Source organism: Massilia sp. P1_C10, from assembly GCF_056406475.1.
In genome coordinates, this window is record NZ_JBFUAC010000010.1 from 40,514 (window position 1) to 63,530 (window position 23,017).

At 65.4% G+C, this 23,017-nt stretch carries 23 protein-coding genes; 19 read left to right on the forward strand and 4 right to left on the reverse strand.

The window, feature by feature from the left end; translation table 11 throughout:
- The first annotated feature begins 111 nt into the window (after positions 1–111).
- Entirely contained in the window at positions 112–2,331 is a 2,220-nt protein-coding gene (locus tag AC1D02_RS19270) for a TonB-dependent receptor plug domain-containing protein (RefSeq protein ID WP_477319844.1), read from the forward strand.
- Positions 2,332–2,370: 39 nt separating this feature from the next.
- Here the strand turns inward: AC1D02_RS19270 and AC1D02_RS19275 are convergent, their stop codons facing one another.
- Positions 2,371–3,501, reverse strand: coding sequence for a M14 family metallopeptidase (locus AC1D02_RS19275; RefSeq protein WP_477319846.1), 1,131 nt, complete (start codon positions 3,499–3,501; stop codon positions 2,371–2,373).
- Positions 3,502–3,661: 160 nt separating this feature from the next.
- On the opposite strand from AC1D02_RS19275, the gene AC1D02_RS19280 reads away from it, so the two are divergent.
- Together AC1D02_RS19280 and AC1D02_RS19285 are read left to right on the forward strand one after the other, a co-directional pair.
- Complete coding sequence (locus tag AC1D02_RS19280; RefSeq protein ID WP_477319848.1) at positions 3,662–3,922, forward strand: DUF2442 domain-containing protein; 261 nt, start codon at positions 3,662–3,664, stop codon at positions 3,920–3,922.
- Positions 3,923–4,065: 143 nt separating this feature from the next.
- Entirely contained in the window at positions 4,066–5,388 is a 1,323-nt protein-coding gene (locus tag AC1D02_RS19285) for a glucoamylase family protein (RefSeq protein WP_477319850.1), read from the forward strand.
- Here AC1D02_RS19285 and AC1D02_RS19290 read toward each other — a convergent pair.
- The 3 genes from AC1D02_RS19290 to paaX all read right to left on the reverse strand — a co-directional run bounded on the left by AC1D02_RS19290 (position 5,369) and on the right by paaX (position 8,609).
- Positions 5,369–7,021: a cation acetate symporter gene (locus AC1D02_RS19290; RefSeq protein ID WP_477319852.1), complete on the reverse strand. Its 1,653-nt coding sequence runs from the start codon at positions 7,019–7,021 to the stop codon at positions 5,369–5,371. The genes AC1D02_RS19285 and AC1D02_RS19290 overlap by 20 nt on opposite strands.
- Positions 7,018–7,323, reverse strand: coding sequence for a DUF485 domain-containing protein (locus AC1D02_RS19295; protein WP_477319854.1), 306 nt, complete (start codon positions 7,321–7,323; stop codon positions 7,018–7,020). The genes AC1D02_RS19290 and AC1D02_RS19295 overlap by 4 nt, the downstream gene beginning before the upstream one ends.
- A 365-nt stretch (positions 7,324–7,688) precedes the next feature.
- Complete coding sequence (paaX, locus tag AC1D02_RS19300) at positions 7,689–8,609, reverse strand: phenylacetic acid degradation operon negative regulatory protein PaaX (protein ID WP_477319856.1); 921 nt, start codon at positions 8,607–8,609, stop codon at positions 7,689–7,691.
- 189 nt (positions 8,610–8,798) lie between these two features.
- Between paaX and paaA the strand changes: the two genes are divergently transcribed.
- The 16 genes from paaA to paaY are packed head-to-tail and all read left to right on the forward strand — an operon-like array spanning position 8,799 to position 22,944.
- A complete protein-coding gene (paaA, locus tag AC1D02_RS19305; protein ID WP_477319858.1) occupies positions 8,799–9,785 on the forward strand; it encodes a 1,2-phenylacetyl-CoA epoxidase subunit PaaA in 987 nt (328 codons plus the stop codon).
- A gap of 19 nt (positions 9,786–9,804) precedes the next feature.
- Positions 9,805–10,089 carry a 1,2-phenylacetyl-CoA epoxidase subunit PaaB gene (gene paaB / locus AC1D02_RS19310; protein WP_477319860.1) on the forward strand — a complete coding sequence of 95 codons (285 nt, stop codon included), beginning with the start codon at positions 9,805–9,807 and terminating at the stop codon, positions 10,087–10,089.
- Entirely contained in the window at positions 10,086–10,844 is a 759-nt protein-coding gene (paaC, locus tag AC1D02_RS19315; protein WP_477319862.1) for a 1,2-phenylacetyl-CoA epoxidase subunit PaaC, read from the forward strand. The genes paaB and paaC overlap by 4 nt, the downstream gene beginning before the upstream one ends.
- A complete protein-coding gene (gene paaD / locus AC1D02_RS19320; protein ID WP_477319864.1) occupies positions 10,844–11,365 on the forward strand; it encodes a 1,2-phenylacetyl-CoA epoxidase subunit PaaD in 522 nt (173 codons plus the stop codon). Before paaC ends, paaD begins: the two co-directional genes overlap by 1 nt.
- Before the next feature lie 8 nt (positions 11,366–11,373).
- Positions 11,374–12,450, forward strand: coding sequence for a 1,2-phenylacetyl-CoA epoxidase subunit PaaE (gene paaE / locus AC1D02_RS19325; RefSeq protein ID WP_477319866.1), 1,077 nt, complete (start codon positions 11,374–11,376; stop codon positions 12,448–12,450).
- Positions 12,451–12,470: 20 nt separating this feature from the next.
- Positions 12,471–13,262 carry a 2-(1,2-epoxy-1,2-dihydrophenyl)acetyl-CoA isomerase PaaG gene (paaG, locus tag AC1D02_RS19330; RefSeq protein ID WP_477319868.1) on the forward strand — a complete coding sequence of 264 codons (792 nt, stop codon included), beginning with the start codon at positions 12,471–12,473 and terminating at the stop codon, positions 13,260–13,262.
- A 3-nt stretch (positions 13,263–13,265) separates the two neighbouring features.
- Positions 13,266–14,825 carry a 3-hydroxyacyl-CoA dehydrogenase PaaH gene (gene paaH / locus AC1D02_RS19335; RefSeq protein ID WP_477319870.1) on the forward strand — a complete coding sequence of 520 codons (1,560 nt, stop codon included), beginning with the start codon at positions 13,266–13,268 and terminating at the stop codon, positions 14,823–14,825.
- On the forward strand, positions 14,818–15,249 hold the full coding sequence (gene paaI / locus AC1D02_RS19340; RefSeq protein ID WP_477319872.1) for a hydroxyphenylacetyl-CoA thioesterase PaaI: 432 nt from the start codon (positions 14,818–14,820) through the stop codon (positions 15,247–15,249). Before paaH ends, paaI begins: the two co-directional genes overlap by 8 nt.
- 29 nt (positions 15,250–15,278) lie before the next feature.
- On the forward strand, positions 15,279–16,592 hold the full coding sequence (paaK, locus tag AC1D02_RS19345; protein ID WP_477319874.1) for a phenylacetate--CoA ligase PaaK: 1,314 nt from the start codon (positions 15,279–15,281) through the stop codon (positions 16,590–16,592).
- Between the two features lie 28 nt (positions 16,593–16,620).
- Positions 16,621–17,826, forward strand: a complete 1,206-nt coding sequence (gene pcaF, locus AC1D02_RS19350) for a 3-oxoadipyl-CoA thiolase (protein WP_477320100.1) — start codon at positions 16,621–16,623, stop codon at positions 17,824–17,826.
- Positions 17,827–17,859: 33 nt separating this feature from the next.
- Complete coding sequence (locus tag AC1D02_RS19355; protein WP_477319876.1) at positions 17,860–19,011, forward strand: ABC transporter substrate-binding protein; 1,152 nt, start codon at positions 17,860–17,862, stop codon at positions 19,009–19,011.
- Positions 19,012–19,020: 9 nt separating this feature from the next.
- Complete coding sequence (locus AC1D02_RS19360) at positions 19,021–19,896, forward strand: branched-chain amino acid ABC transporter permease (RefSeq protein ID WP_477319878.1); 876 nt, start codon at positions 19,021–19,023, stop codon at positions 19,894–19,896.
- Positions 19,893–20,834, forward strand: a complete 942-nt coding sequence (locus AC1D02_RS19365) for a branched-chain amino acid ABC transporter permease (protein ID WP_477319880.1) — start codon at positions 19,893–19,895, stop codon at positions 20,832–20,834. Before AC1D02_RS19360 ends, AC1D02_RS19365 begins: the two co-directional genes overlap by 4 nt.
- Positions 20,834–21,589 (forward strand): ABC transporter ATP-binding protein, encoded by a 756-nt coding sequence (locus AC1D02_RS19370; RefSeq protein ID WP_477320102.1) that lies wholly within the window; start codon positions 20,834–20,836, stop codon positions 21,587–21,589. Before AC1D02_RS19365 ends, AC1D02_RS19370 begins: the two co-directional genes overlap by 1 nt.
- Positions 21,590–21,599: 10 nt before the next feature.
- On the forward strand, positions 21,600–22,328 hold the full coding sequence (locus tag AC1D02_RS19375; protein WP_477319882.1) for an ABC transporter ATP-binding protein: 729 nt from the start codon (positions 21,600–21,602) through the stop codon (positions 22,326–22,328).
- A gap of 16 nt (positions 22,329–22,344) precedes the next feature.
- A complete protein-coding gene (paaY, locus tag AC1D02_RS19380; protein ID WP_477319884.1) occupies positions 22,345–22,944 on the forward strand; it encodes a phenylacetic acid degradation protein PaaY in 600 nt (199 codons plus the stop codon).
- Positions 22,945–23,017: the final 73 nt, after the last annotated feature.

A 23,017-nucleotide genomic window follows, 5' to 3' on the forward strand; every position in this document is an offset into this window, starting at 1 on the left:
CACATATCCCGCATTCCGTCGCATTTCCCCCCATTCCCCGCGCTCGTTCTGCGATGATGGCGCCCGTGGTCGATAACGGCCATTCCGCTTACTCAAAACAGATCGAATTCAATGCACAAGCAATCCCTCTGCCTGCGACTGCTGCTCGCGGCGCCGGCCATCTTCGGCGCGTTCGCAGCCCACGCCGCCGGCCAGCAAGACACCGCCGTCCAGGCGTCCGCTCCGATCCAGAAAGTAGAAATCAAGGGCGCCGCGGCTTCGTATGACGCGCGCCGCAACGACACCGCCACCAAGATCGTCGTCTCGCAGGACGAAATCCTGCGCAACGGCGACACCACCATCGGCGAAGTGCTCAAGCGCCTGCCGGGCGTGACGATCGGCGGCGTGCAGGGCCGCGGCGGCGACATCCGCATGCGCGGCCTGGGCAGCGGCTACACCCAGATACTGCTCAACGGCGAGCCAAGCCCGCCCGGCTTCTCGCTCGATTCGATCTCGCCCGACATGATCGAGCGGATCGAGATCATGCGCGCGGCCACCGCCGAATACAGCACCCAGGCGATCGCCGGCGCCATCAACATCGTCCTCAAGCGCGCGATCGTCACGGCGCAGCGCGAGATCAAGGCCGGCTTCCAGGAAGAGCACGGCCATTACGGCACCAATATCAATTATCAGCTGGCGGACAAGAAGGGGCCGCTGTCGTATGCGATCGGCGGCGCCGTCACTTACGCGAAGTTCGCGCGGCCTTCGGAAGTTGTGACCGAGGGCAGCAACGCCGCCGGCGTTCAGACCACGCTGCGACGCGCCGATCAGATCAATGACGGCAGTTTTGCGGCATTCAACGTGTCGCCGCGCGTAAACTGGACGCTGGGCCCGGGAGACGTGATCACCTCGCAAAGCTTCGTCAACGTCAATCGCTTCACCGGGGCGAACACGGAACGTGTCCGCACGCTGGTCGGCGACGCCCCGCGTTTCAGCAGCACCATCGTCGATATCGAGTCCAGTTCGGCGCTGTTGCGCAGCGATTTGACCTGGGCGCGCAAGCTTTCGCAGGGCGCCAAGCTCGATTTCAAAGCCGGCGTCAATTACGGCAAGCGCGAAACGCGCGCGCCGTCGCTCAATTTCGACGCAGCCGATACGCTCATGCTGACACGCCTGATCACTTCCGACGTGACCGACAAGGGATTTTCCGCCACCGGCAAATATTCGACGCCGATTTTCGAAGGCCACGCGCTCGCCGCCGGTTGGGACGGCGCTTACAGCAAGCGCTTCGAAGACCGCATCCAGCGCGAAAAATCGGCGCTGCCTTGCCCGTTCCCTGCCACGGACGCGCGCAGCGTGAGTTGCCCGCGCGACCTCGACCAGGTGTTTAACGCCAATGTCTCGCGCCTGGCGCTGTTCGCCCAGGACGAATGGACCGTTACGCAGCGCTGGTCGGTATATTTCGGCCTGCGCTGGGAAGGCATCGAGACCCGCAGTGAAGGCGTGGGCTACGCGGCGGTCGACAACAAGTCGAGCGTATGGAGCCCGCTGTTCCAGACCTTGTGGAAAATTCCCGGCTCGAAGAGCGACCAGGTGCGCGTGGGCCTGACCCGTACCTACAAGGCGCCCGGCGTCGGCAGCCTGATTCCGCGCCGCTTCGCTTCCAACAACAACACGCAGACTTCGCCGGACCAGCAGGGTAATCCGCTGCTCAAGCCGGAACTCGCGTGGGGCCTCGACCTGGCGTATGAACATTACCTCGAAGGCGGCGGGCTGCTCACGGCCAGCACCTACGTGCGCCGCATCGAAGACATCATGCACAACACCGTCTCGCGGGTCGACGGGCTGTGGGTCTCGATGCCCGTGAACGACGGCGTGGCCAACACGCGCGGCATCGAGCTCGAAGCCAAGCTGCCATTGCGCACGCTGGGCAAGACGCTGCCGAACGTCGACTTCCGCGCCAACATGGCGCGCAACTGGTCGACCTTGACCACGGTGCCGGGCCCGAACAACCGCCTCGATTCGCAGACGCCGTTCAGCGCCACCGTCGGCGCGGACTGGAAGCTCGACAAGCTGCCATTGACGCTGGGCGCCAGCTACAGCTTCCAGAACGGCGGGCCGGTACGCATTTCGGAAAACCAGTATTCCTACTCGGTGCCAAAGCGCTCGCTGGATATGTACGGGCTGTGGAAGTTCAATCCGAAGAACCAGCTGCGCGTATCGGTGGCGAACGCGCTGCATCAGGAGAATGTACAGCAATCGGCGTATGCCGATGCGAACGGACGCCTGAGCGACACGACGATTACTCCGACCTACGTCGTGGTGCGCGCGCTGATGGAAATGAAGTTCTAAGAGAGGATGGGGTCAGGTCCGTCGGACCTGGCCCCATTTTTATTTGAGTCGGCGAACAGCTTGCAGGATCGGCTGCAGCACCGCGGCGCCAAGCCGCGCACTGCGCGCGCCGTCCCAGCCGGTGTGCGCGTCAGGATCGTTGGCGTTGTCCTTGAACGGCAGCTCCAGCGTCAGCGACAGGCAGCCGAACGCGTGGGTGATGTGCGGCGAACCCATGGTCAGCACCTCGTCGGTGTACGGCGCCGGCGGATAACCGTGCACGTCCTGGAAGTCCGGGCTGGCTATCTTGAAATCGTCCGAGAACTGCTTCTGCGCCGCCGCCTGCTCGGCGCTGAAGGTCGGCAGGGCGTCGCTGCCGGCCACGAACACGTACGGCAGGCCTTCGTCGCCATGCACGTCGAGGAACAGGTCGCAGCCGGTTTCCTTCATCTTCTGCTTGACCAGGAACACCTCGGGGCTGCGCTCCATCGACGGCGCATTCCACTCGCGGTTCAGGTTCGCGCCGGCCGCGTTGGTGCGCAGGTTGCCGCGCACCGAGCCGTCCGGATTCATGTTCGGCACCACGTAGAACACGGCTTCCTTCAGCAGCTGGCGGCCGAACGCGTCGGCCGGGTCGAGCAGCGCGTCGAGCATGCCTTCGACCAGCCACTCGGCCATCGTCTCGCCCGGATGCTGGCGCGCGATCACCCACACTTTTTTTCGCGCCGCCGGGTCGCCGACGACCAGCAGGTTCATGTCGCGGCCTTCGACCGTGCTGCCCAGGTCGAGCATGCGCACGTGCTCGGACATCTGCGCGCGGTCCAGCAGCTCGAGGTGGCGCTCCCAGGAATACGGCTCGAAGTAGGCGTAGTAGACGCTGTCCATGCCCGGCGTGTGCTCGATCGTCATGACCTGGCCGTCGAAAGTGGTCGGCACGCGGAACCAGTTCACGCGGTCGTAGCTGGCCATCGCCTGGTAGTCGTTCCAGCCGTCCGGATACGCGGTCTGGCCGGCGTTCAGGAAGCGCAGCGTGCACGCCTCGCCTTGCGCGCCCTGCAGGCGGAAGTAGAACCACTGGGTGATGTCGGCGTGGGAATCCTTGCGGATGTTCAGGTCGATGGCGTTGGCGCTTTTGGCGTTGACGACTTCGATGGCGCCGGCGTCGAACTGGCAGCTGATCTTGATAGACATGGTAAGTCCTGTAGATGGAAGAAGCGTGAACCCTGCATGATACTGGAAGCGGCCGGACGGCAGCGCTTGTGCTATGTCAAATCGCTGACGCGGGCATTTTGCTACCGTTGATTTTTGGGGCGCGCACGGGGCGCGTCCGAAGGGTTTCGTGGAGAGTGTCATGAGCGCCATTTGTTTTTCGCACGCCGAGGTCACCAGCATCAGCCGGCTCGGTTTCTGGCTGCAGTTCGGCGACGAGGAACTGTACCTGGCGTTTCTCGAATTCCCCCGTTTCGAGCATGCCACCGTCGCCCAGATCACCCACGTGATCTGCGCCAGCACCAGCCGGGTGTACTGGCCGGCGCTCGACCTCGACCTGTCGCTCGAGTCCATCCGCGATCCATTGGTGCGCGAGTACGGACGCGCCAATCACGACTGCTGACGGACGGAAGATGGGGTCTGGTCGCGCGGACCTGCCCCCATCCTGACCGCGGCAGCAGTCGTGCTGCACGAAACCGCAAACTATTTCATAATCGGCACGCCTGCCTTTGCGAACGCCATGGCGGCCCGACGTGGAGTAGCTCAATGCGCCCGAAACCGCCGTCGACCGACATCGAACTGGAAATGCTCCAGCGCGAGTCGTTCCACTATTTTATGCAAGAGGCCAACCCGGAGAACGGACTGGTGGTCGACAAGTGCGCGCCCGGCTGGCCGGCCAGCATCGCCGCCGTCGGCCTCGCGCTGGCCGCGTACCCGGTCGGCGTGGAGCGCGGCTTCGTCACCCGTGCCGCGGCCGTCGAACGCGTGCTGGCGACGCTGCGGTTCTTCTGGCGCAGCCCGCAAGGCACGGAGCCGGACGCCACCGGCTACCGCGGCTTCTATTACCACTTCCTCGACATGCGGACCGGCCGCCGCGCATGGCAGTGCGAGCTGTCGACCATTGACTCCACCTTCCTGCTGGCCGGCGCGCTGGCGGCGGCGAGCTACTTCGACGGCGCCAACGGCGAGGAGGAAGAGATCCGCGCGCTGGCCGATGCGCTCTACCGTCGTGCCGACTGGGCCTGGGCCCAGGTTGACGGCGGCGCCGTCTCGCTCGGATGGAATCCGGAAACCGGATTCCTGCCGTATCGCTGGCAGGGCTATGACGAGGCGATGCTGCTGTATGTGCTGGGACTGGGCTCGCCGACCCATCCGCTGTCCGCGCAGAGCTATCAGGACAAGGTCGCGGGCTACCAGTGGCAGCACAGCTACGGCCACGATTACCTGTATTCCGGTTCGCTGTTCACCCACCAGCTGTCGCACATCTGGATCGATTTTCGCGGCATCCAGGACGGCTTCATGCGCGGCAAGGGCATCGACTACTTCGAAAACAGCCGCCGAGCCACGTACGTGCAGCGCGAGTACGCGATCGACAATCCGCTCGGCTTCGCCGGTTACTGCGCATGCTGCTGGGGCATCACCGCCAGCGACGGTCCGGGTCCGGCGGTCCTCGACATCAGCGGCAAAAAGCGCGAATTCTACGATTACGTCGCGCGCGGCGCACCGCACGGCCCCGACGACGGCACGGTCGCGCCGTGGGCGGCGGTGGCTTCGCTGCCGTTCGCGCCGGAGATCGTGCTGCCCGCGATCGACCACCTGGTGCATGAACTGGATCTGAAGGCCGGCCACGCCTATGGCTTCAAGTCGACCTTCAACGCGACCTTCCCGCGCAACTGCGCCAATCCGCACGGCTGGGTCTCGCCCTGGCACTACGGCATCAACGAAGGCCCGGTGGTGCTGATGGTGGAGAACTTCCGCAGCGAGCTGCCGTGGCGCCTGATGCGCGGCTGCCCGTACATCGTCGACGGCTTGCGGCGGGCCGGCTTCGCCGGCGGCTGGCTGGACCGGTTCAATGGCCGGCCGTCGTGACGGCGCCGATTCCCGTTTCCGAACGCACCTCCTGGGCCTCGTAGCCGGCCCGGTCGATGCCCGCGCGGGCGCTGTGGTCGAGGATCGAGAACAGCCAGATCCCGACGAAGCCGGCGGTCATCGAAAACAGCGCCGGCGACTGATACGGGAAGATGGCCGCCTCGTACCCGAACACGTCGACCCACAACGACTTCGACACGATGGTCAGGCCGACCGCGGTGAACAGGCCGAGAAAGCCGCCGATGGTGGCGCCGCGCGTGGTGCAGTTCTTCCACAGCACCGACATGAACAGCACCGGGAAGTTGGCCGACGCCGCGATCGCGAACGCCAGCGACACCATGTAGGCGATGTTCTGTTTTTCGAACACGATGCCCAGCAACACCGCGACGATGCCCAACGCCACGGTGGTCAGGCGCGAGACGCGCAGCTCGTCGATGCTGGTCGCCTTGCCCTTCTTGAAGACAGTCGCGTACAAGTCGTGCGACACGGCCGAAGCGCCGGACAGCGTGAGGCCCGCCACCACTGCCAGGATCGTCGCGAAGGCGACCGCGGACATGAAGCCCAGGAACACGTTGCCGCCGACCGCGTTGGCCAGGTGGATCGCCGCCATGTTGTTACCGCCAAGGAGTTTGCCGCCTGCGTCCATGAAGGCCTGGTTGGTCCCGACCAGCACGATGGCGCCGAAGCCGATGATGAAGGTCAGGATGTAGAAGTAGCCGATCCAGGTGGTGGCCCAGAACACCGACTTGCGCGCTTCCTTCGCGCTTGGCACTGTGAAGAAGCGCATCAGGATGTGCGGCAGGCCGGCGGTGCCGAACATGAGCGCCATGCCGAACGAGATGGCGTAGATCGGATCGGTGATGAAATTCCCCGGCCCCATGATGGTCTGGCGCTTCGGATGGACCCCGACCGCCTTGGCGAACAGCGCCTCGGGGCTGAAGTGGAATTGCGCCATCACGGCCAGCGCCATGAAGGTGGCGCCCGACAGCAGCAGGCCGGCCTTGATGATCTGAACCCACGTGGTGGCCGTCATGCCGCCGAACAGCACGTACACCATCATCAGGGTCCCGACGATGACCACGGCGATCCAGTACTCCAGCCCGAACAGGAGCTTGATCAACTGGCCGGCGCCGACCATCTGCGCGATCAGGTAGAACGCGACGACGACCAGCGTGCCGGAGGCGGCGAAGGCGCGGATCGGCGTCTGCGCGAAGCGGTACGCGGCGACGTCGGCGAAGGTGAAGCGACCGAGATTGCGCAATCGCTCGGCCATCAGGAAGGTGATGACGGGCCAGCCGACCAGGAAGCCGATCGAGTAAATCAGGCCGTCGTAGCCGTTCAGGAAAACCGCCGACGAAATGCCGAGGAATGAGGCCGCCGACATATAGTCGCCCGCGATCGCCAGGCCATTCTGGAAGCCGGTGATGCCGCCACCCGCGGTGTAGAAATCGGCGGCCGACTGCGTGCGCTTGGCGGCCCACTTGGTGATGAACAGGGTGAAAATGACGAAGGCGGCGAACATGCCGATGGCGGTCCAGTTGGTGGGCTGCTTCACGGTGGGGCCGATCACGTCGGCGGCGAGGGCGGCGCCGGCCGCCGTCAGCGCCAGCAGCGTGGCGGCCAGGCGTTTCATAGCACCTCCCGGCGGATGGTGTCGGTCAGGTCGTCGAACTGCTTATTCGCGCGCCAGACGTAGATGCCGGTCAGGATGACGGTAAACACGATGACGAACAGGCCCGCCGGAATGCCCCAGGTCAGCACGCCGTCGCCGACGCGCCTGGCCAGCAGCTCCTTGTCGAACGCGATCAGCAGAATAAAGCCGTAATAGACGATCAGCATCAGCGCGGTAAGTGTCCAGCCGAACCAGGTTCGGATCCGCACCAGTTTCTGATAGCTCGGGTTCGCGACGATTTTCTGGACGAGGTCTTCGTGCATGGCGGTACTCCGGTTGCGCGTTCCATATCGTTTTGACCGCGCCCCTGCCCAACAGTTCCCGCACCTGAAAAACGATCGGGGTCAGACCCGCTTTTTCGATGGCATTGTTCGCATTTCACCGTTAAAAAAGCGGGTCTGACCCCGGGGGATTTGCGTCTGATTGAGATCGGTCTAGCCCGCCGAAGCGCTGGAAGAAGGCGGCGTCGGCCAGCGGCGCGTCCGAATCCTCCCGCCGCATCGCCGCCACCACATGTTGTTCGTCGGCACCGGACGATCAGGGTCAGACCCGCTTTTTCGATGGCATTGTCCGCATTTCACCGTTAAATAAGCGGGTCTGACCCCGGGGGATTTGCGGCGAATCTACATCAGTCGAGCCCGCCGAAGCGCTGGAAGAAGGCGGCGTCGGCCGGCGGCGCGTCCGGATCCTCCCGCCGCATCGCCGCCACCACATGTTGTTCGGCGGCGCCGCAAATTGACCGATAAAGCGCGCGCGCCAATTCGTACGCGCGCGCGCCCGGCCATGGATCGGGCAGCAGCTCCACCGGCAGCATCGGATCGTGCAGCTGCACGCGCCGGTAAGCGTGAATGAGCAGCGTGCGGATGACGAACGCCTGTTCCGGCGGCAGCCCCGCTTCCTTCAGCGCCAGCAGCGGCTCGAACTGGTCGATGAACTGCTGGTAGCCGGCGATCACGTCCGATAAATCCCATCCTTCGCCGACCAGCTCCGGCAGTGGCCGGCCCGGCACCTGCGCCAGCGCCTGCGCGCCGCAGATGAACAGCTTGCCCTCGGCGCCCAGGCGCACCAGCACGTCGCGCAGCACCTCGGTGTCGCCGGCCGGATGGCCGTACACGCCCGGCGACAGCTGCGCGTAGCCTTCCCACAGTAGCTCCTTGCGCAGCGCAGCGCGCAGCGGCGCCTCGATCGCGCCGCCGGCCGACAGCAGCAGCGTCCACAGGCCGTCCCAGTGCACCTCGAGCGGCGCGTAGATGCGGCGGTTGGCGCGCTCGAAGCGCGGCAGCGCCCGCGCCGGAATCGAATACGAACTGCGGCGCCGGTCGCGGTTGGCCACCAGCCAGCCGTCCTGCGCCAGCCGCGACACGCTGGTGCGCAGCAGCCGGTCATTCACGCCGAACGGCGCCAGCAGCTCGATCAGGCTGCCCAGCCACACGGTGCCGCCGTGCGGCGCCACGGCATCGCCGAAAATCGTCATCACCAGCGACTTGGAGCGCGGCGGGTCGCTGGCCAGGAAGTGGGCGATCCATTCGGTGCTGGTCAGTTGTTTCATAGAGGAAAAGTGTCCTTTTGTCAGGCCTTGCCGCAGTTTACTTTAGTGGCGGATCGGCGCAGGATTAATTTTCAGACATTAAAGAATGACTACAGGATACAGAAAATAAATGTGACACAAAATTTCTGTGTACTTCTCGTTTTTTGTATCGTATTATGGATTTTCAGATTCAGCAAATGGAGAGTGAGCATGTACGCACAACTGGTCGAAACCGGGCTCAAGAAAGTCCAGTCGATTGCCGACATGGGCGAGGAGGAGCGCGCGTTCCAGGATCGCATCGACGCCGGCATCAAGATCGAAGCGAAGGACTGGATGCCCGACGCCTACCGCAAAACCCTGATCCGCCAGATTTCGCAGCACGCGCACTCGGAAATCGTCGGCCAGCTCCCCGAAGGGAACTGGGTCACACGCGCGCCTACCCTCAAGCGCAAGTCGATCCTGCTGGCCAAGATCCAGGACGAGGCGGGCCACGGCCTCTATTTATATAGCGCCGCCGAAACGCTGGGCGTGTCGCGCGACGAGTTGCTGGCCGCCCTCCATTCCGGCAAGGCCAAGTATTCGTCGATCTTCAATTACCCGACCCTGTCGTGGGCCGACATGGGCGCGATCGGCTGGCTGGTCGACGGCTCGGCCATCATCAACCAGATCCCGCTGTGCCGCTGCTCGTACGGTCCGTACGCGCGCGCCATGATCCGCGTCTGCAAGGAAGAATCCTTCCACGCGCGCCAGGGCTACGACATCATGATGAGCCTCGCCAAGGGCACGCCGGAGCAGAAGGCGATGGCGCAGGACGCCCTCAATCGCTGGTGGTGGCCGTCGCTGATGATGTTCGGCCCGTCGGACGCCGAGTCGGTCAACAGCGCGCAGTCGGCGCAGTGGCGCATCAAGCTGTTCTCGAACGACGAACTGCGCCAGCGCATGGTCGACCAGACCGTCCCGCAAGCCGAATTCCTCGGCCTGACGGTGCCCGATCCCGACCTCAAATTCAATGCCGAAACCGGCCACTACGAATTCGGCGAGATCGACTGGAGCGAGTTCCACAACGTCCTCAAAGGGAACGGCCCTTGCAACAAGGAGCGCCTGCGGACCCGCGTCAAGGCCTGGGACGACGGCGCCTGGTTCCGCGAGGCGCTGGTCGCCCACGCGGACAAAAAAGCGGCGCGCGCCGCGGCATAACGAGATTACGGAGCAAGCAATGAGCAAAGAATGGCCCCTGTGGGAAGTCTTCATCCGCAGCCAGCACGGCCTGGCGCACAAGCACGTCGGCAGCCTGCACGCGCCGGATGCCGAGATGGCGGTCAATAACGCCCGCGACGTCTACACCCGCCGCAACGAAGGCGTGTCGATCTGGGTCGTGCGCGCCACCGACATCGTCGCTTCCAGCCCGTCCGACAAGGGCGCGCTGTTCGAGCCGGCCAACAACAAGGTCTATCGCCACCCGACCTTTTTCCCAATGCCTGAAGAAGTGAAAAACCTGTGAACGCCGCCGACAAAATCGACTATCTCCTGCGCCAGGGCGACAACGCGTTGATCCTGTCGCAGCAGCTCTCGCAGTTGTGCGGCAAAGGTCCCGCGCTGGAAGAGGACATGGCGCTGACCAACGTCGCGCTCGACCTGCTGGGCCAGACCCGCATGTGGTACGCCTACGCCACCGAACTCGAAGGCGCCGGCCGCAGCGAGGATGACCTCGCATTCCTGCGCGACGCGCCGGCCCTGCGCTGCTGCCTGCTGGTCGAACAGCCGAACGGGAACTACGCCGACACCATGATGCGCCAGTTCTTCTTCGATACCTGGCACTACTTCCTGATGCTCGCGCTGACCAAATCGAGCGATGCGCGCGTCGCCGAAATCGCCGAGAAGTCGATCAAGGAAGTGACCTATCACCTTCGCCGCAGCGGCGACCTGATCGTGCGCCTCGGCGACGGCACGCCGGAAAGCCATGCCAAGTGCCAGGCCGCGGTCAACCAGCTGTGGGCCTACACCGGCGAGATGTTCATCTACGACGCGGTCGACCTGGCGATGGTCGCGGAGGGCGTCGCTCCCGCGGCCGAACTGCTGCGCGCCGACTTCATCGAGCACGTCTCCGAGATCTTCACCGAAGCCACGCTGGAGATGCCTCCCGCCGACGCCTGGATGCACCGCGGCGGCAAGAAGGGCGTGCACAGCGAGCACCTCGGCTACATCCTCGCCGAGATGCAGTTCCTGCAGCGCGCCTATCGCGGAGCCGAGTGGTAATGAGCCAGCAGGCAGTGAGCACCGCGCAGGTCTGGGACTGGCTCGGCCAGGTCACCGACCCCGAGATCCCGGTGATCTCGGTGGTGGACCTCGGCATCGTGCGCAACGTCGAGTGGCAGGATGACGAATGCGTCGTCACCATCACGCCGACCTACTCCGGCTGCCCGGCGATGCAGGTGATCGCCGAATCGGTGACCGAGGCGCTGCACCAGCATGGCGTGACCAACGTGCGGCTGGTGAACCAGCTGTCGCCGGCGTGGACCACCGACTGGATGAGCGATGCCGGCAAGGCCGCGCTGAAAGGCTACGGCATCGCGCCGCCGGCGCAGCAGGTGATCGACATCAGCGGCCTGCACGCCGGCGTCAAGCGCAATGCGCTGCAGCCCAGGCTGACGGTGGCCTGCCCGAACTGCGGTTCGACGCACACGGAGCTGACCAGCCAATTCGGATCGACGCCGTGCAAGGCGCTGTACAAGTGCCTCGACTGCCGCGAGCCGTTCGACTATTTCAAGTGCCACTAAGGCCAATCATGAGCAAATTCTACCCATTGTCGGTCGCCGCGGTTCACAACGAAACGCGCGACACCATTGCCGTCACCTTCAACGTTCCGCCGGAACTGAAGGACAGCTTCAAGTATCAGCAAGGCCAGCACCTGACCCTGCGCGCCCTGATCAACGAAGAGGACGTGCGCCGGTCCTACTCGATCTGCTCCGCCGTTCACGACAGCCTGCTGCGCGTGGCGATCAAGCGCACCCAGGGCGGCCTGTTCTCGACCTGGGCCAACGACACCTTGAAGCCTGGCGCCACCCTCGAAGTGATGCCGCCGATGGGCCACTTCAACGTGCCCCTGAACGCCGAGCAGTCGCGCAACTACGTCGCATTTGCGGCCGGCAGCGGCATCACGCCGATCCTGTCGATCATCAAGACCACGCTGGCGACCGAGCCGCACAGCCGCTTCACCCTGTTCTACGGTAACCGCGCCTCGTCGACGGTGATCTTCAAGGAGGAGCTGACCGACCTGAAGGACATCTACATGGACCGCCTGCAGCTGGCCTACGTGATGAGCCGCGAGCAGCAGGACATCGAACTGTTCAACGGCCGCATCACCAAGGAAAAGACCGAGCAGCTGCTGAAGCACTGGGTCCGCGTCGAGGACATCGACGTCGCCTTCATCTGCGGCCCGGAAGACATGATGCTCGGCGTCTCCGCCGCGCTGCAGGAAGCCGGCATGCCGAAGCACGACATCAAGGTCGAGCTGTTCGCCGCCAGCATCCCGAAGCACCAGCACAAGCCGCGCGCGATGGCAGCCGACGTGCCGCACGAGACACAGGTCACCGTCATCATGGACGGCAACCACACCAGCTTCACGATGGACAAGGACAAGGAGTCGATCCTCGACGCCGGCCTGCGCGCCGGCATCGACATGCGCTACTCATGCAAGGGTGGCGTATGCTCAACCTGCCGCTGCAAGCTCCTCGAGGGCAAGGTCGACATGGACGTGAACTACGCGCTGGAAGACTACGAGATCGCGCGCGGCTTCGTGCTGTCGTGCCAGAGCTTTCCCGTCACCGACAAAGTGGTGGTCGACTTCGACCAGGCCGAATAAGAACAAAACAAGGAGACCGCATGAACTACGAGAACATCCTGTTCCAGATCGAGAATGGCATCGCCAAGCTGACGCTGAACCGTCCCGACAAACTCAATAGCTTCACCCAGGCCATGCACATCGAAGTGCGCCACGCGCTCGCGCTGACGGCCACCGATCCGACCGTGCGCGTGCTGGTGCTGACCGGCGCCGGCCGCGGCTTCTGCGCGGGCCAGGACCTGGGCGACCGCGCGGTCGAACCGGGCCAGCAAGGCGTCGACCTGGGCGCCTCGGTCGAGCAGTTCTACGCGCCGCTGGTGCTGTCGCTGAAAGCGCTGCCGATGCCGGTGATCTGCGCCGTCAACGGCGTCGCCGCCGGCGCCGGCGCCAACCTGGCGCTGGCCAGCGACATCGTGCTGGCCGCGAAATCGGCCAGCTTCATCGAAGCGTTCTGCAAGCTGGGCCTGATCCCGGACACCGGCGGCACCTGGCATCTGCCGCGCCTGATCGGCCACGCGCGCGCCACCGGCCTCGCCATGCTGGGCGATAAGCTGCCCGCCGAGACGGCGGAGCAGTGGGGCCTGATCTGGAAGTGCATCCCCGACGCCGCGCTGATGGACGAGGCAATGGCCATGGCCGAACACTTCGCGTCCGCGCCGACCAAGGGTCTCGCCTTCACCAAAAAGGCGCTGCAGGCCAGCTACGCCAACACCTTGCAGGAACAGCTCAAGTTAGAGGGCGAGATGATGCGCGAGCTTGGCTACAGCCACGATTACAAGGAAGGCGTCGCCGCGTTCATCGCGAAACGCCCGGCCCACTTCAAGGGAGAATAAGCGATGGCGCTCGACAAAGGCAGTGTGGTCGCCGTCATCGGCAGCGGCGCGATGGGTTCCGGTATCGCCCAGGTGGCGGCAGCGGCCGGCCATCCGGTGGTGCTGTTCGACACCCGTGAAGGCGCCGCCGCCAAGGCGATCGCCGACATCGGCAAGGTGTTCGGCAAGCTGGTGGAGAAGGGCCGCATGACGGGCGCCGACGCCGAAGCGGCCAATGCGCGCCTGCGCGTCGCCGACAGCCTGGAAGACGTGCGCGGCGCCGCCATTGTCGTCGAAGCGATCGTCGAAGACCTCGACGTCAAGCGCAAGCTGTTCGCCGAACTGGAAGCCATCGTCGGCGACGACTGCATCCTCGCCACCAACACCTCGTCGATCTCGGTCACCGCCATCGCCGCGCAGCTGCGCCGTCCGCAGCGCCTGGTCGGCATGCACTTCTTTAACCCGGTGCCGCTGATGGCGCTGGTCGAAGTGATCAGCGGGCTGGCCACCGAGCAGTCGGTCGCCGACACCGTGTTCGCTACCGCCGCCGCGTGGGGCAAGAACCCGGTGCACGCCAAGTCGACGCCGGGCTTCATCGTCAACCGCGTCGCCCGCCCGTTCTACGCCGAGGCGCTGCGCCTGTTGTCCGAGCAGGCCGCCGATGCCGCGACCATCGACACCATCGTGCGCGAGTCCGGGGGCTTCCGCATGGGCCCTTTCGAGCTGATGGACCTGATCGGCCACGACGTCAATTTCTCGGTGACGAAGTCGGTACACCAGGCCTACTTCGGCGATCCGCGCTTCACCCCCTCGGTGCTGCAGCAGGAGATGGTCAACGCCGGCTTCCTGGGCCGCAAATCCGGCCGCGGCTTCTACCGCTACGGCGACGACGCCAGCGTGCCGGCGCCGCAGACCGAGCCGGCGATGGCGAAACCCGATTCCGTCAGCGTCAGCATCGAACCTGGCGTGCTGCACCCGATCACCGACCCGATGGAGCAGCGCCTCAAGGCCGCCGGCTACACCGTCACCCACCGCAAGCCCTTGCCCGGCGCGGGCGAGCACGAGGCGCCGGCCTTCCACTGCAACGGCGCCGCCGTGTTCCTGACCGACGGCCGCACCGCGACCGAGCGCGCCACCGCCAACAAGCATCCGGACACCGTGCTGTACGACCTGGTGCTTGATTTTGCCGGCGCCAGGCGCATCGCGCTGGCGCGCGCCGACCAGTGCAGCGACAACGGCTACAACGCCGTCGTCGGCCTGTTCCAGTCGGCCGGCTTCGCGGTCACCCGCATCGACGACGTGCCGGGCATGGTCGTGATGCGCACCGTCGCCATGCTGGCCAACGAGGCGGCCGACGCCGTCAACCAGGGCGTGTGCAGCGCCGCCGCGGTGGACACCGCCATGCAGAAGGGCGTGAACTATCCGCGCGGCCCGCTGGCGTGGACCGACGCGATTGGCGTTGCGCAGGTCGTCACCGTTTTGTCGAACCTCGCCGCCGGCTATGGCGAAGACCGCTACCGCGTCTCGCCGCTGCTGCGCCGCAAACTGGCCGCCGCGCCGGCAGGAGCGCGTTTTCATGCATAACGATCCCCAGGCTTTGGCCGAACTGGCCGGCAAGACAATGTACGAGCGCGACCCCGCCAGCCAGGCGCTGGGCATGCTGCTGGCCGAAATCCGTCCCGGCTACGCGCGCATGACCATGCCGGTGCGTCGCGACATGTTGAATGGCCACGCGACCTGCCACGGCGGCTACATCTTCATGCTTGCCGACAGCGCCTTCGCGTTCGCCTGCAATTCGCACAATCACAACACGGTGGGCGCCGGCTGCACGATCGATTACCTGGCGCCGGGCCGCGAAGGCGACCTGCTGACCGCCGAAGCGACCGAGCAGGCCCTGTCCGGCAAGACCGGCGTGTATGACATCAGGGTGCACAACCAGGACGGGCGCACCATCGCGCTGTTCCGCGGTAAGTCGCACCGGGTCGCGGGGTTGGTCGCAGAAGTCTGATTTCAGTTTCGAGAACGAGGGAGACAACCATGGTTCAACGCACACCCGCTCCAGGCGACCTGGAGCCGATCGAACGCGCCAGCCGCGACGAATTGCAGGCGCTGCAGCTCGAGCGCATGAAGGCCACGCTCAAGCGCGCCTACGACAACGTGCCGCATTACCGGGCCGCGTTCGACGAGAAGGGCGTTCATCCTGACGATCTGAAGACCTTGGCGGACCTGGCGAAATTCCCGTTCACTGAAAAGAAGACCCTGCGCGAGAACTATCCGTTCGGCCTGTTCGCGGTGCCGCGTGAAGAAGTGGTGCGCATCCACGCGTCGAGCGGCACCACCGGCAAGGCCACCGTGGTCGGCTACACCCAGAACGACATCGACACCTGGGCCGGCGTGGTGGCGCGCTCGATCCGCGCCGCGGGCGGGCGCAAGGGCGACATGGTCCACATCGCCTACGGCTACGGCCTGTTTACCGGCGGCCTGGGCGCCCACTACGGCGCCGAGCGCCTGGGCTGCACCGTGATCCCGATGTCGGGCGGCCAGACCGAGAAGCAGGTGCAGCTGATCTGCGACTTCAAGCCGGACATCATCATGGTGACGCCGTCGTACATGCTCAACATCATCGAGGAATTCCAGCGCCAGGGCATGGACGCGGCCGACTCCTCGCTCAAGGTCGGCATCTTCGGCGCCGAGCCGTGGACCGACGCGATGCGCGGCGAGATCGAAGCGCGCGCCGGCATCGACGCGGTCGACATCTACGGCCTGTCCGAGGTGATGGGCCCTGGCGTGGCCAGCGAATGCATCGAATCGAAGGACGGTCCTGTCATCTGGGAAGACCATTTCTATCCCGAGGTGATCGATCCCGAGACCGGCGAAGTGCTGCCGGACGGCGAAGAGGGCGAGCTGGTATTCACCTCGCTGACCAAGGAAGCGCTGCCGATCATCCGCTACCGCACCCGCGACCTCACGCGCCTGCTGGCGCCGACCTCGCGCTCGATGCGCCGCATGGGCAAGATCACCGGCCGTTCGGACGACATGCTGATCATCCGCGGCGTGAACGTGTTCCCGACCCAGATCGAGGAGCTGATCCTCAAGATGCCGGCCCTGGCGCCGCACTACCAGCTGATCGTCTCGCGCGACGGCCACCTCGACAAGCTCGAAGTGTTCGGCGAACTGCGCGACACCAGCATGGCGCAGGAAGCCGTGGCCCTGCTGGGCCGCGACCTCGAACACCAGATCAAGACCTTCGTGGGCGTGTCCACGCGCGTGACCTTGATGGCCTCCAATGGCATCGAGCGCACCATGACGGGCAAGGCCCGCCGCGTGATCGACAAACGCCCGAAATCTTAATTAACAGGAGCAGCCAGTGACCCAACAAATTAACGACGCATTCATCTGCGACGCCATCCGCACCCCGATCGGCCGCTTCGGCGGCGCCCTTTCCACCGTGCGCGCGGACGACCTGGCAGCCTTGCCGATCGCCGCGCTGATGGCGCGCAATCCCGGCGTCGACTGGTCGAAGGTCGATGACGTCTACTACGGCTGCGCCAACCAGGCCGGCGAAGACAACCGCAACGTCGCCCATATGGCGAGCCTGCTGGCCGGGATTCCGGTCGATGTCCCCGGCAGCACCATCAACCGCCTGTGCGGCTCCAGCCTGGACGCAATCGGCATCGCCGCGCGCGCCATCAAGTCCGGCGAAGCGAACCTGATCATCGCCGGCGGCGTCGAGAGCATGACGCGCGCGCCTTTCGTAATGGGCAAGGCCGACAGCGCATTCTCGCGCGCCGCCAAGATCGAAGACACCACCATCGGCTGGCGCTTCGTCAATCCGCTGATGAAGGCGAAGTACGGCATCGACTCGATGCCCGAGACGGCGGAGAACGTCGCGCGCGAGTTCAATGTCAGCCGCGCCGACCAGGATGCGTTTGCGATCCGCAGCCAACAGCGCTGGGCCGCCGCGCACGCCGCCGGCTTCTTCAAGGACGAAATTGTGCCCGTGTCGATTCCGCAGAAGAAAGGCGAAGCGCGCCTGTTCGAGACCGACGAGCATCCTCGTCCGGAGACCACCATCGAGATGCTGGCCAAGCTGAAGGGCGTCGTGACGCCGGACGGCAGCGTCACCGCTGGCAATGCCTCGGGCGTGAACGACGGCGCCTGCGCGGTCCTGATCGCATCGGGCAGCGCGGTCGAACGTTTCGGCCTCAAGCCGCGCGCCCGTATCGTCGGCATGGCCACCGCCGGCCTGGCGCCGCGCATCATGGGCTTCGGCCCGTCGCCGGCATCGAAGAAGGTGCTGGCGATGGCCGGCCTGACCATCGACCAGATGGACGTGATCGAACTGAACGAAGCCTTCGCCGCCCAGGGCCTGGCGGTCACGCGCGACCTCGGCCTGGCCGACGACGACGCCCGCGTCAACCCGAACGGCGGCGCGATCGCGATCGGCCACCCGCTCGGCGCTTCCGGCGCGCGCCTGGTGACGACCGCCGTCAACCAGCTGCACCGCACCGGCGGCCGCTACGCGCTGTGCACCATGTGCATCGGCGTCGGCCAGGGCATCGCCATGATCATCGAACGCGTTTAAACAAAACAAAACCACCACCCCGAGGAGACAAAGATGTTCAAGACCATGCTCAAGAAGTCCGTCCTGTTCGCAGCCATGGCGCTTGCCGCCGCCAGCGCATCGGCCGCCGACCCGATCAAGATCGGTTCGGTGCTGTCGGTATCCGGACCGGCCGCCTTCCTCGGGGACCCTGAACTAAAAACCCTGCAGCTGTACATCGAGAAGATCAATGCCGAGGGCGGCGTCCTTGGTCGCAAGCTGGAGCTGGTGCACTACGACGACGGCAGCGACGCTGCCAAGGCCAACAGCTTCACCAAGCGCCTGATCGAGTCCGACAAGGTCGACGTCCTGATCGGCGGCACCACCACCGGCGCGACCATGGCGATGGCGCCGCTGGTCGAGAAAGCCAGCCTGCCGTTCATCTCGCTGGCCGGTGCGGTGGTCGTGATCGACCCGGTCAAGAAGTGGGTCTTCAAGACGCCGCACACCGACCGCATGGCGGCCGAGAAGGTTTTCGAGGACATGAAGAAGCGCGGCATCACCAAGGTCGGCCTGCTGTCCGAGACCAGCGGCTTCGGCGCCTCCGGCCGCAAGGAGACCCAGGCGGTCGCCGCGAAGTACGGCATCACGCTGGTGGCCGACGAGACCTACGGCCCGAAGGACACCGACATCACCGCGCAGCTGACCCGCATTAAAAGCACGCCGGGCGTGCAGGCAGTGTTCGTGTTCGGCCTGGGCCAGGGCCCGGCGGTCGTCACCAAGAACTACGGCCAACTGGGCATGACCGCGGTGCCGATGTACCAGTCGCACGGCGTCGCATCCGACGAGTACCTGAAGCTGTCCGGCAAGGCCGCGGAAGGCGTGCGCCTGCCGACGCCGGCCCTGCTGATCGCCAACGCGCTGCCAGCCGGCGACGCGCAGAAGACCATCGTCACCGGCTACGACAAGGCTTACAAGGACAAGTACAAGGTCGATCCTTCGACCTTCGGCGGCTACGCGCTCGACGCGCTGAACCTGTCGGTGGATGCGATCAAGCGCGCCGGGGGCACCGACCGCGAGAAGGTGCGCGCCGCACTGGAGAGCACAAAGGGCTTCGTGGGCACCACCGGCGTCTTCAATATGTCGCCGACCAACCACATGGGCTTGGACCTGTCCGCGTTCCGCATGGTCGAGGTCAAGAACGGCGACTGGGTCCAGCTCAAATAAGGCCTTGCGATGCTCGCTCAATTCCTCCAGTTCCTTTACTCGGGAATGACGGTCGGCTCCACCTACGCGCTTGCCGCGCTGGGCTTCACGATCATCTACAACACCAGCGGTGTGATCAACTTCGCCCAGGGTGAGTTCATCATGATGGGCGGGATGCTGGCGGCCGTCATGGCCGGCGCCGGCGTTCCGCTGCCGCTGGCGATCGTCGGCGCCGTCATCGGCACCGCCATCGTCGGCCTGGTGATGGAGAAGGCCGTGATCGAGCCTGCGCAGAACGCCCAGGTGGTCACGCTGATCATCATCACCATCGGCGCGTCGCTGACGATCCGCGGGCTGGTGCAGATCTGGCTGGGAAAGGGCACGCATTCGCTTGCGCCGTTTTCGGGCGACACGCCGATCATGCTGTTCGGCGCCAGCCTGTTGCCGCAAAGCCTGTGGGTGCTGGGCGTCACGCTCGCCATCGTCGGCGCGCTGGCCTGGTTCTTCGGCCGCACCTTGCTCGGCAAGGCAATGCTGGCTACCTCGCACAACAAGCTGGCGGCGCAGCTGGTCGGAATCAACACGCGCCGCGTACTGCTGCTGTCGTTCGGCCTGGCCGCGCTGCTCGGTGCATTCGGCGGCATCCTGGTCGCGCCGATTACCTACACCTCGTATGACGCCGGCATCATGCTGGGCCTGAAGGGCTTCGTCGCCGCGGTGCTGGGTGGCCTTGGCGGCGGCCTTGGCGCGGTGGTCGGGGGGCTCATCCTCGGCATCGCCGAAGCCATGACGGCCGGGTACATCTCGTCGTCGTACAAGGATGCGGTGCCGTTCGTGCTGATCCTGCTGATCCTGTTCTTCATGCCGCGCGGCCTGTTCGGCGCCAGGATCTCGGAGCGCGTATGAAGCTGCTTCAATCCCGGCACGGCGGGCTGCTGGTGCTCGCGGTGGTGCTGGCGGCGCTGCCGCTGGTGCTGCCGAACTCGTTCTACGTCGACGTGGCGATCCGCATCGCGCTCAACGCCATCGTGGTCATCGCGCTGAATCTTCTGATGGGCTACACCGGCCAGATCAGCCTCGGCCACGCTGGTTTCTACGGCCTTGGCGCGTATTCGTCCGCCGCCCTGACGACGCATTTCAACTGGCCGCCGCTGGCCGCGCTGGCTGCCGGCGCCGCCGCGACCGGCCTGCTGGCGTGGGTGCTGGCGCGCCCCGTGCTGAAACTGAAAGGCCACACGCTGGCGATGGCCACGCTGGGCCTCGGCATCATCATCGCCATCGTCATCAACAACGAGCAGCAGTGGACCGGCGGCCCTGACGGCATGGCGGTTCCATCGTTCACGCTGGGGACCTTCGCGGTCGCAGGCGAGACCGCCTGGTACGCGGTGGTCGCTGTCCTGCTCCTGCTGATGACGTGGCTGGCGCTGAACCTGATCGACTCCCCGGTCGGCCGCGCTCTGCAGGCGATCCATGGCTCCGAAATTGCCGCGCGCGTCGCCGGCGTCGACACGACGAAGTTCAAGGTGCGCGTATTCGTCCTGTCCGCGGTGGTGGCCAGCATCGCCGGCTCGATCACCGCCCACTATTCCGGCTTCATCACCCCCAACATGGCCGGCTTCTTCCACTCGATCGAGCTGGTAACGATGGTGGTGGTGGGCGGCATGGCGTCGGTGTTCGGCTCCATCATCGGCGCCGCGCTGCTGACCGTGCTGCCGCAGCTGCTGCAGACTTTCGAAGGCTGGGAAGTGGTGGTATTCGGCGTGATCCTGATGGCCACGATGATCTTCCTGCCGCGCGGCCTGGTGCCGAGCATCGCGCAGCGCATGCGCGCGAGGAGCAAATGATGCTGGCGATCGAACACCTCAGCAAAAGCTTCGGCGGCGTGCACGCGGTGCAGGACGTGAGCTTCAACGTGCGTGAAGGCGCGATCCATTCCGTGATCGGGCCTAACGGCGCGGGCAAGACCACGCTGTTCAACCTGGTCAGCGGCATCTACACGCCGACCACCGGCAAGATCATGTTCAACGGCGAGAACGTCGCCGGCATGGCGCCCGATGCGTTGGCGCGGCGCGGCTTGAGCCGCACCTTCCAGAACCTCCAGGTGTGCATGAACATGAGCGCCATCGACAACGTGATGGTCGGCTCGCACCTGCGTCTGAATCAGAACATGTTCGCGTCGATGCTGCGCCTGCCGGCCGTGCGCCGCGCGGATGCCGAATGCCGCGACGAAGCGGCGCGCCTGATGCAGTTCGTCGGAGTCGGCAAGTACCTCGGCGCGGACGCCAGCCAGATGCCCTACGGCGCCCTCAAGCGCCTCGAGATCGCGCGCGCACTGGCGGCGGCGCCGAAGATCCTGTTGGTGGACGAGCCGGCGGCGGGCCTGAACCACACCGAGACCGGCGAAATCGAAGACCTGATCCGCAAGGTCGCGCAGTCCGGCGTGACGGTGCTGCTGGTGGAGCACGACATGAAACTTGTGATGAACCTGTCGGACCACATCCTGGTGCTCGACTACGGCAAGACGCTCGCCGAAGGCACGGCCGCGGAAGTGCGCGCCAACCCCGACGTCATCGCCGCCTATCTCGGCGCGGCCGCGTAAAGGAATGACCATGCCAGATTTTTCCGCCGCGCCGCCGGTGCTGCAAATTCAGGGGCTGCACAGCCGCTACGGGCCGATCCAGGCGCTGCACGGCGTCGACATCGAAGTGCGCCAGGGCCAGCTGGTGGCGCTGGTCGGCGCCAACGGCGCCGGCAAGACCACCTTGCTGCGGGCGATATCGGGGGTGCAGCCGGTCAGCGCCGGCGCGATCCGCTTCGGCGGCGCGGACATTACGCGCATGAGCGCCGACGCCCGCGTGCGCGCCGGTATTTGCCAGGTGCCGGAAGGGCGCCAGGTGTTCGGCCCGATGTCGGTGGAAGACAACCTGCGCCTGGGCGCCTACACCCGCCCGAAAGGCGAGCTGGCGGCGGACCTGGAGCGCGTGTTCGGTCTGTTCCCGGTGCTGAAGGAAAAGCGCGCGCTGACGGCCGGCATGCTGTCCGGCGGCCAGCAGCAGATGCTGGCGATGGCGCGCGCGCTGATGGGACATCCGAAGCTGCTGCTGCTCGACGAGCCGAGCATGGGCCTGGCGCCTCTCTTGATCCGCGAGATATTCCGCATCGTCGAAGAACTGCGCGACGCCGGCATCACGATCTTCCTGGTGGAGCAGAACGCCCACGCCGCATTGGCGATCGCCGATGTCGGCTACGTCATCGAGACCGGCGCCATCGTGCTGTCCGGCCCCGGTCCCGAACTGCTGGACAACGAGCAGGTGCAAAGCGCCTACCTCGGCATGTAAACTAATCGAGAGATCTATGGTCAAAGTATATGAGATCAACGGCGTCACCCCAGTCGTCCACCCGTCGGCGTACGTGCATCCAAGCGCGGTGCTGATCGGCGACGTGATCGTCGGCCCGCGCTGCTACATCGGCCCCCTGGCGTCGATGCGCGGCGACTTCGGACGGCTGATCCTGGAAGAAGGCGCCAACCTGCAGGATTGCTGCGTGATGCACGGCTTCCCCGGCGACGACACCGTGGTCGAAGTCGATGGCCACATCGGGCACGGCGCCGTGCTGCACGGCTGCCGCGTCAAGCGCAACGCGATGGTCGGCATGAACGCGGTGGTGATGGACCAGGCGGTGGTGGGGGAAGATTCGATCATCGCCGCGATGAGCTTCATCAAGGCCGGCATGATCATCCCGCCGCGCAGCATGGTGATGGGATCGCCCGCCAAGGTGGTGCGCCAGCTGGAAGACAAGGAAATCGCGTGGAAGAGCTTCGGCACCACGCAGTACCACGAACTCGCGGTGCGCTCGATGAAGACCATGCGCGAAGTCGAATCGAAGGACGAAGTGGAGCCGGACCGCAAGCGGATCGAGTTCGGCTTCGACATGCACAAGCCCAAAGACCAATAACCGCGTCGTTCCTGCGGAGGCAGGAACCCTTGCTGAGCGTGCAGAAGAGGTGGACGCAAATTCAGCATAGGTA

Excerpts from the sequence above, each read along its gene's own strand:
- AC1D02_RS19270 (WP_477319844.1), top strand. The coding sequence starts at position 112 with ATGCACAAGCAATCCCTCTGCCTGCGACTGCTGCTCGCGGCGCCGGCC.
- AC1D02_RS19275 (WP_477319846.1), bottom strand. The coding sequence starts at position 3,501 with ATGTCTATCAAGATCAGCTGCCAGTTCGACGCCGGCGCCATCGAAGTC.
- AC1D02_RS19280 (WP_477319848.1), top strand. The coding sequence starts at position 3,662 with ATGAGCGCCATTTGTTTTTCGCACGCCGAGGTCACCAGCATCAGCCGG.
- AC1D02_RS19285 (WP_477319850.1), top strand. The coding sequence starts at position 4,066 with ATGCGCCCGAAACCGCCGTCGACCGACATCGAACTGGAAATGCTCCAG.
- AC1D02_RS19290 (WP_477319852.1), bottom strand. The coding sequence starts at position 7,021 with ATGAAACGCCTGGCCGCCACGCTGCTGGCGCTGACGGCGGCCGGCGCC.
- AC1D02_RS19295 (WP_477319854.1), bottom strand. The coding sequence starts at position 7,323 with ATGCACGAAGACCTCGTCCAGAAAATCGTCGCGAACCCGAGCTATCAG.
- paaX (WP_477319856.1), bottom strand. The coding sequence starts at position 8,609 with ATGAAACAACTGACCAGCACCGAATGGATCGCCCACTTCCTGGCCAGC.
- paaA (WP_477319858.1), top strand. The coding sequence starts at position 8,799 with ATGTACGCACAACTGGTCGAAACCGGGCTCAAGAAAGTCCAGTCGATT.
- paaB (WP_477319860.1), top strand. The coding sequence starts at position 9,805 with ATGAGCAAAGAATGGCCCCTGTGGGAAGTCTTCATCCGCAGCCAGCAC.
- paaD (WP_477319864.1), top strand. The coding sequence starts at position 10,844 with ATGAGCCAGCAGGCAGTGAGCACCGCGCAGGTCTGGGACTGGCTCGGC.
- paaE (WP_477319866.1), top strand. The coding sequence starts at position 11,374 with ATGAGCAAATTCTACCCATTGTCGGTCGCCGCGGTTCACAACGAAACG.
- paaG (WP_477319868.1), top strand. The coding sequence starts at position 12,471 with ATGAACTACGAGAACATCCTGTTCCAGATCGAGAATGGCATCGCCAAG.
- paaH (WP_477319870.1), top strand. The coding sequence starts at position 13,266 with ATGGCGCTCGACAAAGGCAGTGTGGTCGCCGTCATCGGCAGCGGCGCG.
- paaI (WP_477319872.1), top strand. The coding sequence starts at position 14,818 with ATGCATAACGATCCCCAGGCTTTGGCCGAACTGGCCGGCAAGACAATG.
- paaK (WP_477319874.1), top strand. The coding sequence starts at position 15,279 with ATGGTTCAACGCACACCCGCTCCAGGCGACCTGGAGCCGATCGAACGC.
- AC1D02_RS19355 (WP_477319876.1), top strand. The coding sequence starts at position 17,860 with ATGTTCAAGACCATGCTCAAGAAGTCCGTCCTGTTCGCAGCCATGGCG.
- AC1D02_RS19360 (WP_477319878.1), top strand. The coding sequence starts at position 19,021 with ATGCTCGCTCAATTCCTCCAGTTCCTTTACTCGGGAATGACGGTCGGC.
- AC1D02_RS19365 (WP_477319880.1), top strand. The coding sequence starts at position 19,893 with ATGAAGCTGCTTCAATCCCGGCACGGCGGGCTGCTGGTGCTCGCGGTG.
- AC1D02_RS19370 (WP_477320102.1), top strand. The coding sequence starts at position 20,834 with ATGCTGGCGATCGAACACCTCAGCAAAAGCTTCGGCGGCGTGCACGCG.
- AC1D02_RS19375 (WP_477319882.1), top strand. The coding sequence starts at position 21,600 with ATGCCAGATTTTTCCGCCGCGCCGCCGGTGCTGCAAATTCAGGGGCTG.
- paaY (WP_477319884.1), top strand. The coding sequence starts at position 22,345 with ATGGTCAAAGTATATGAGATCAACGGCGTCACCCCAGTCGTCCACCCG.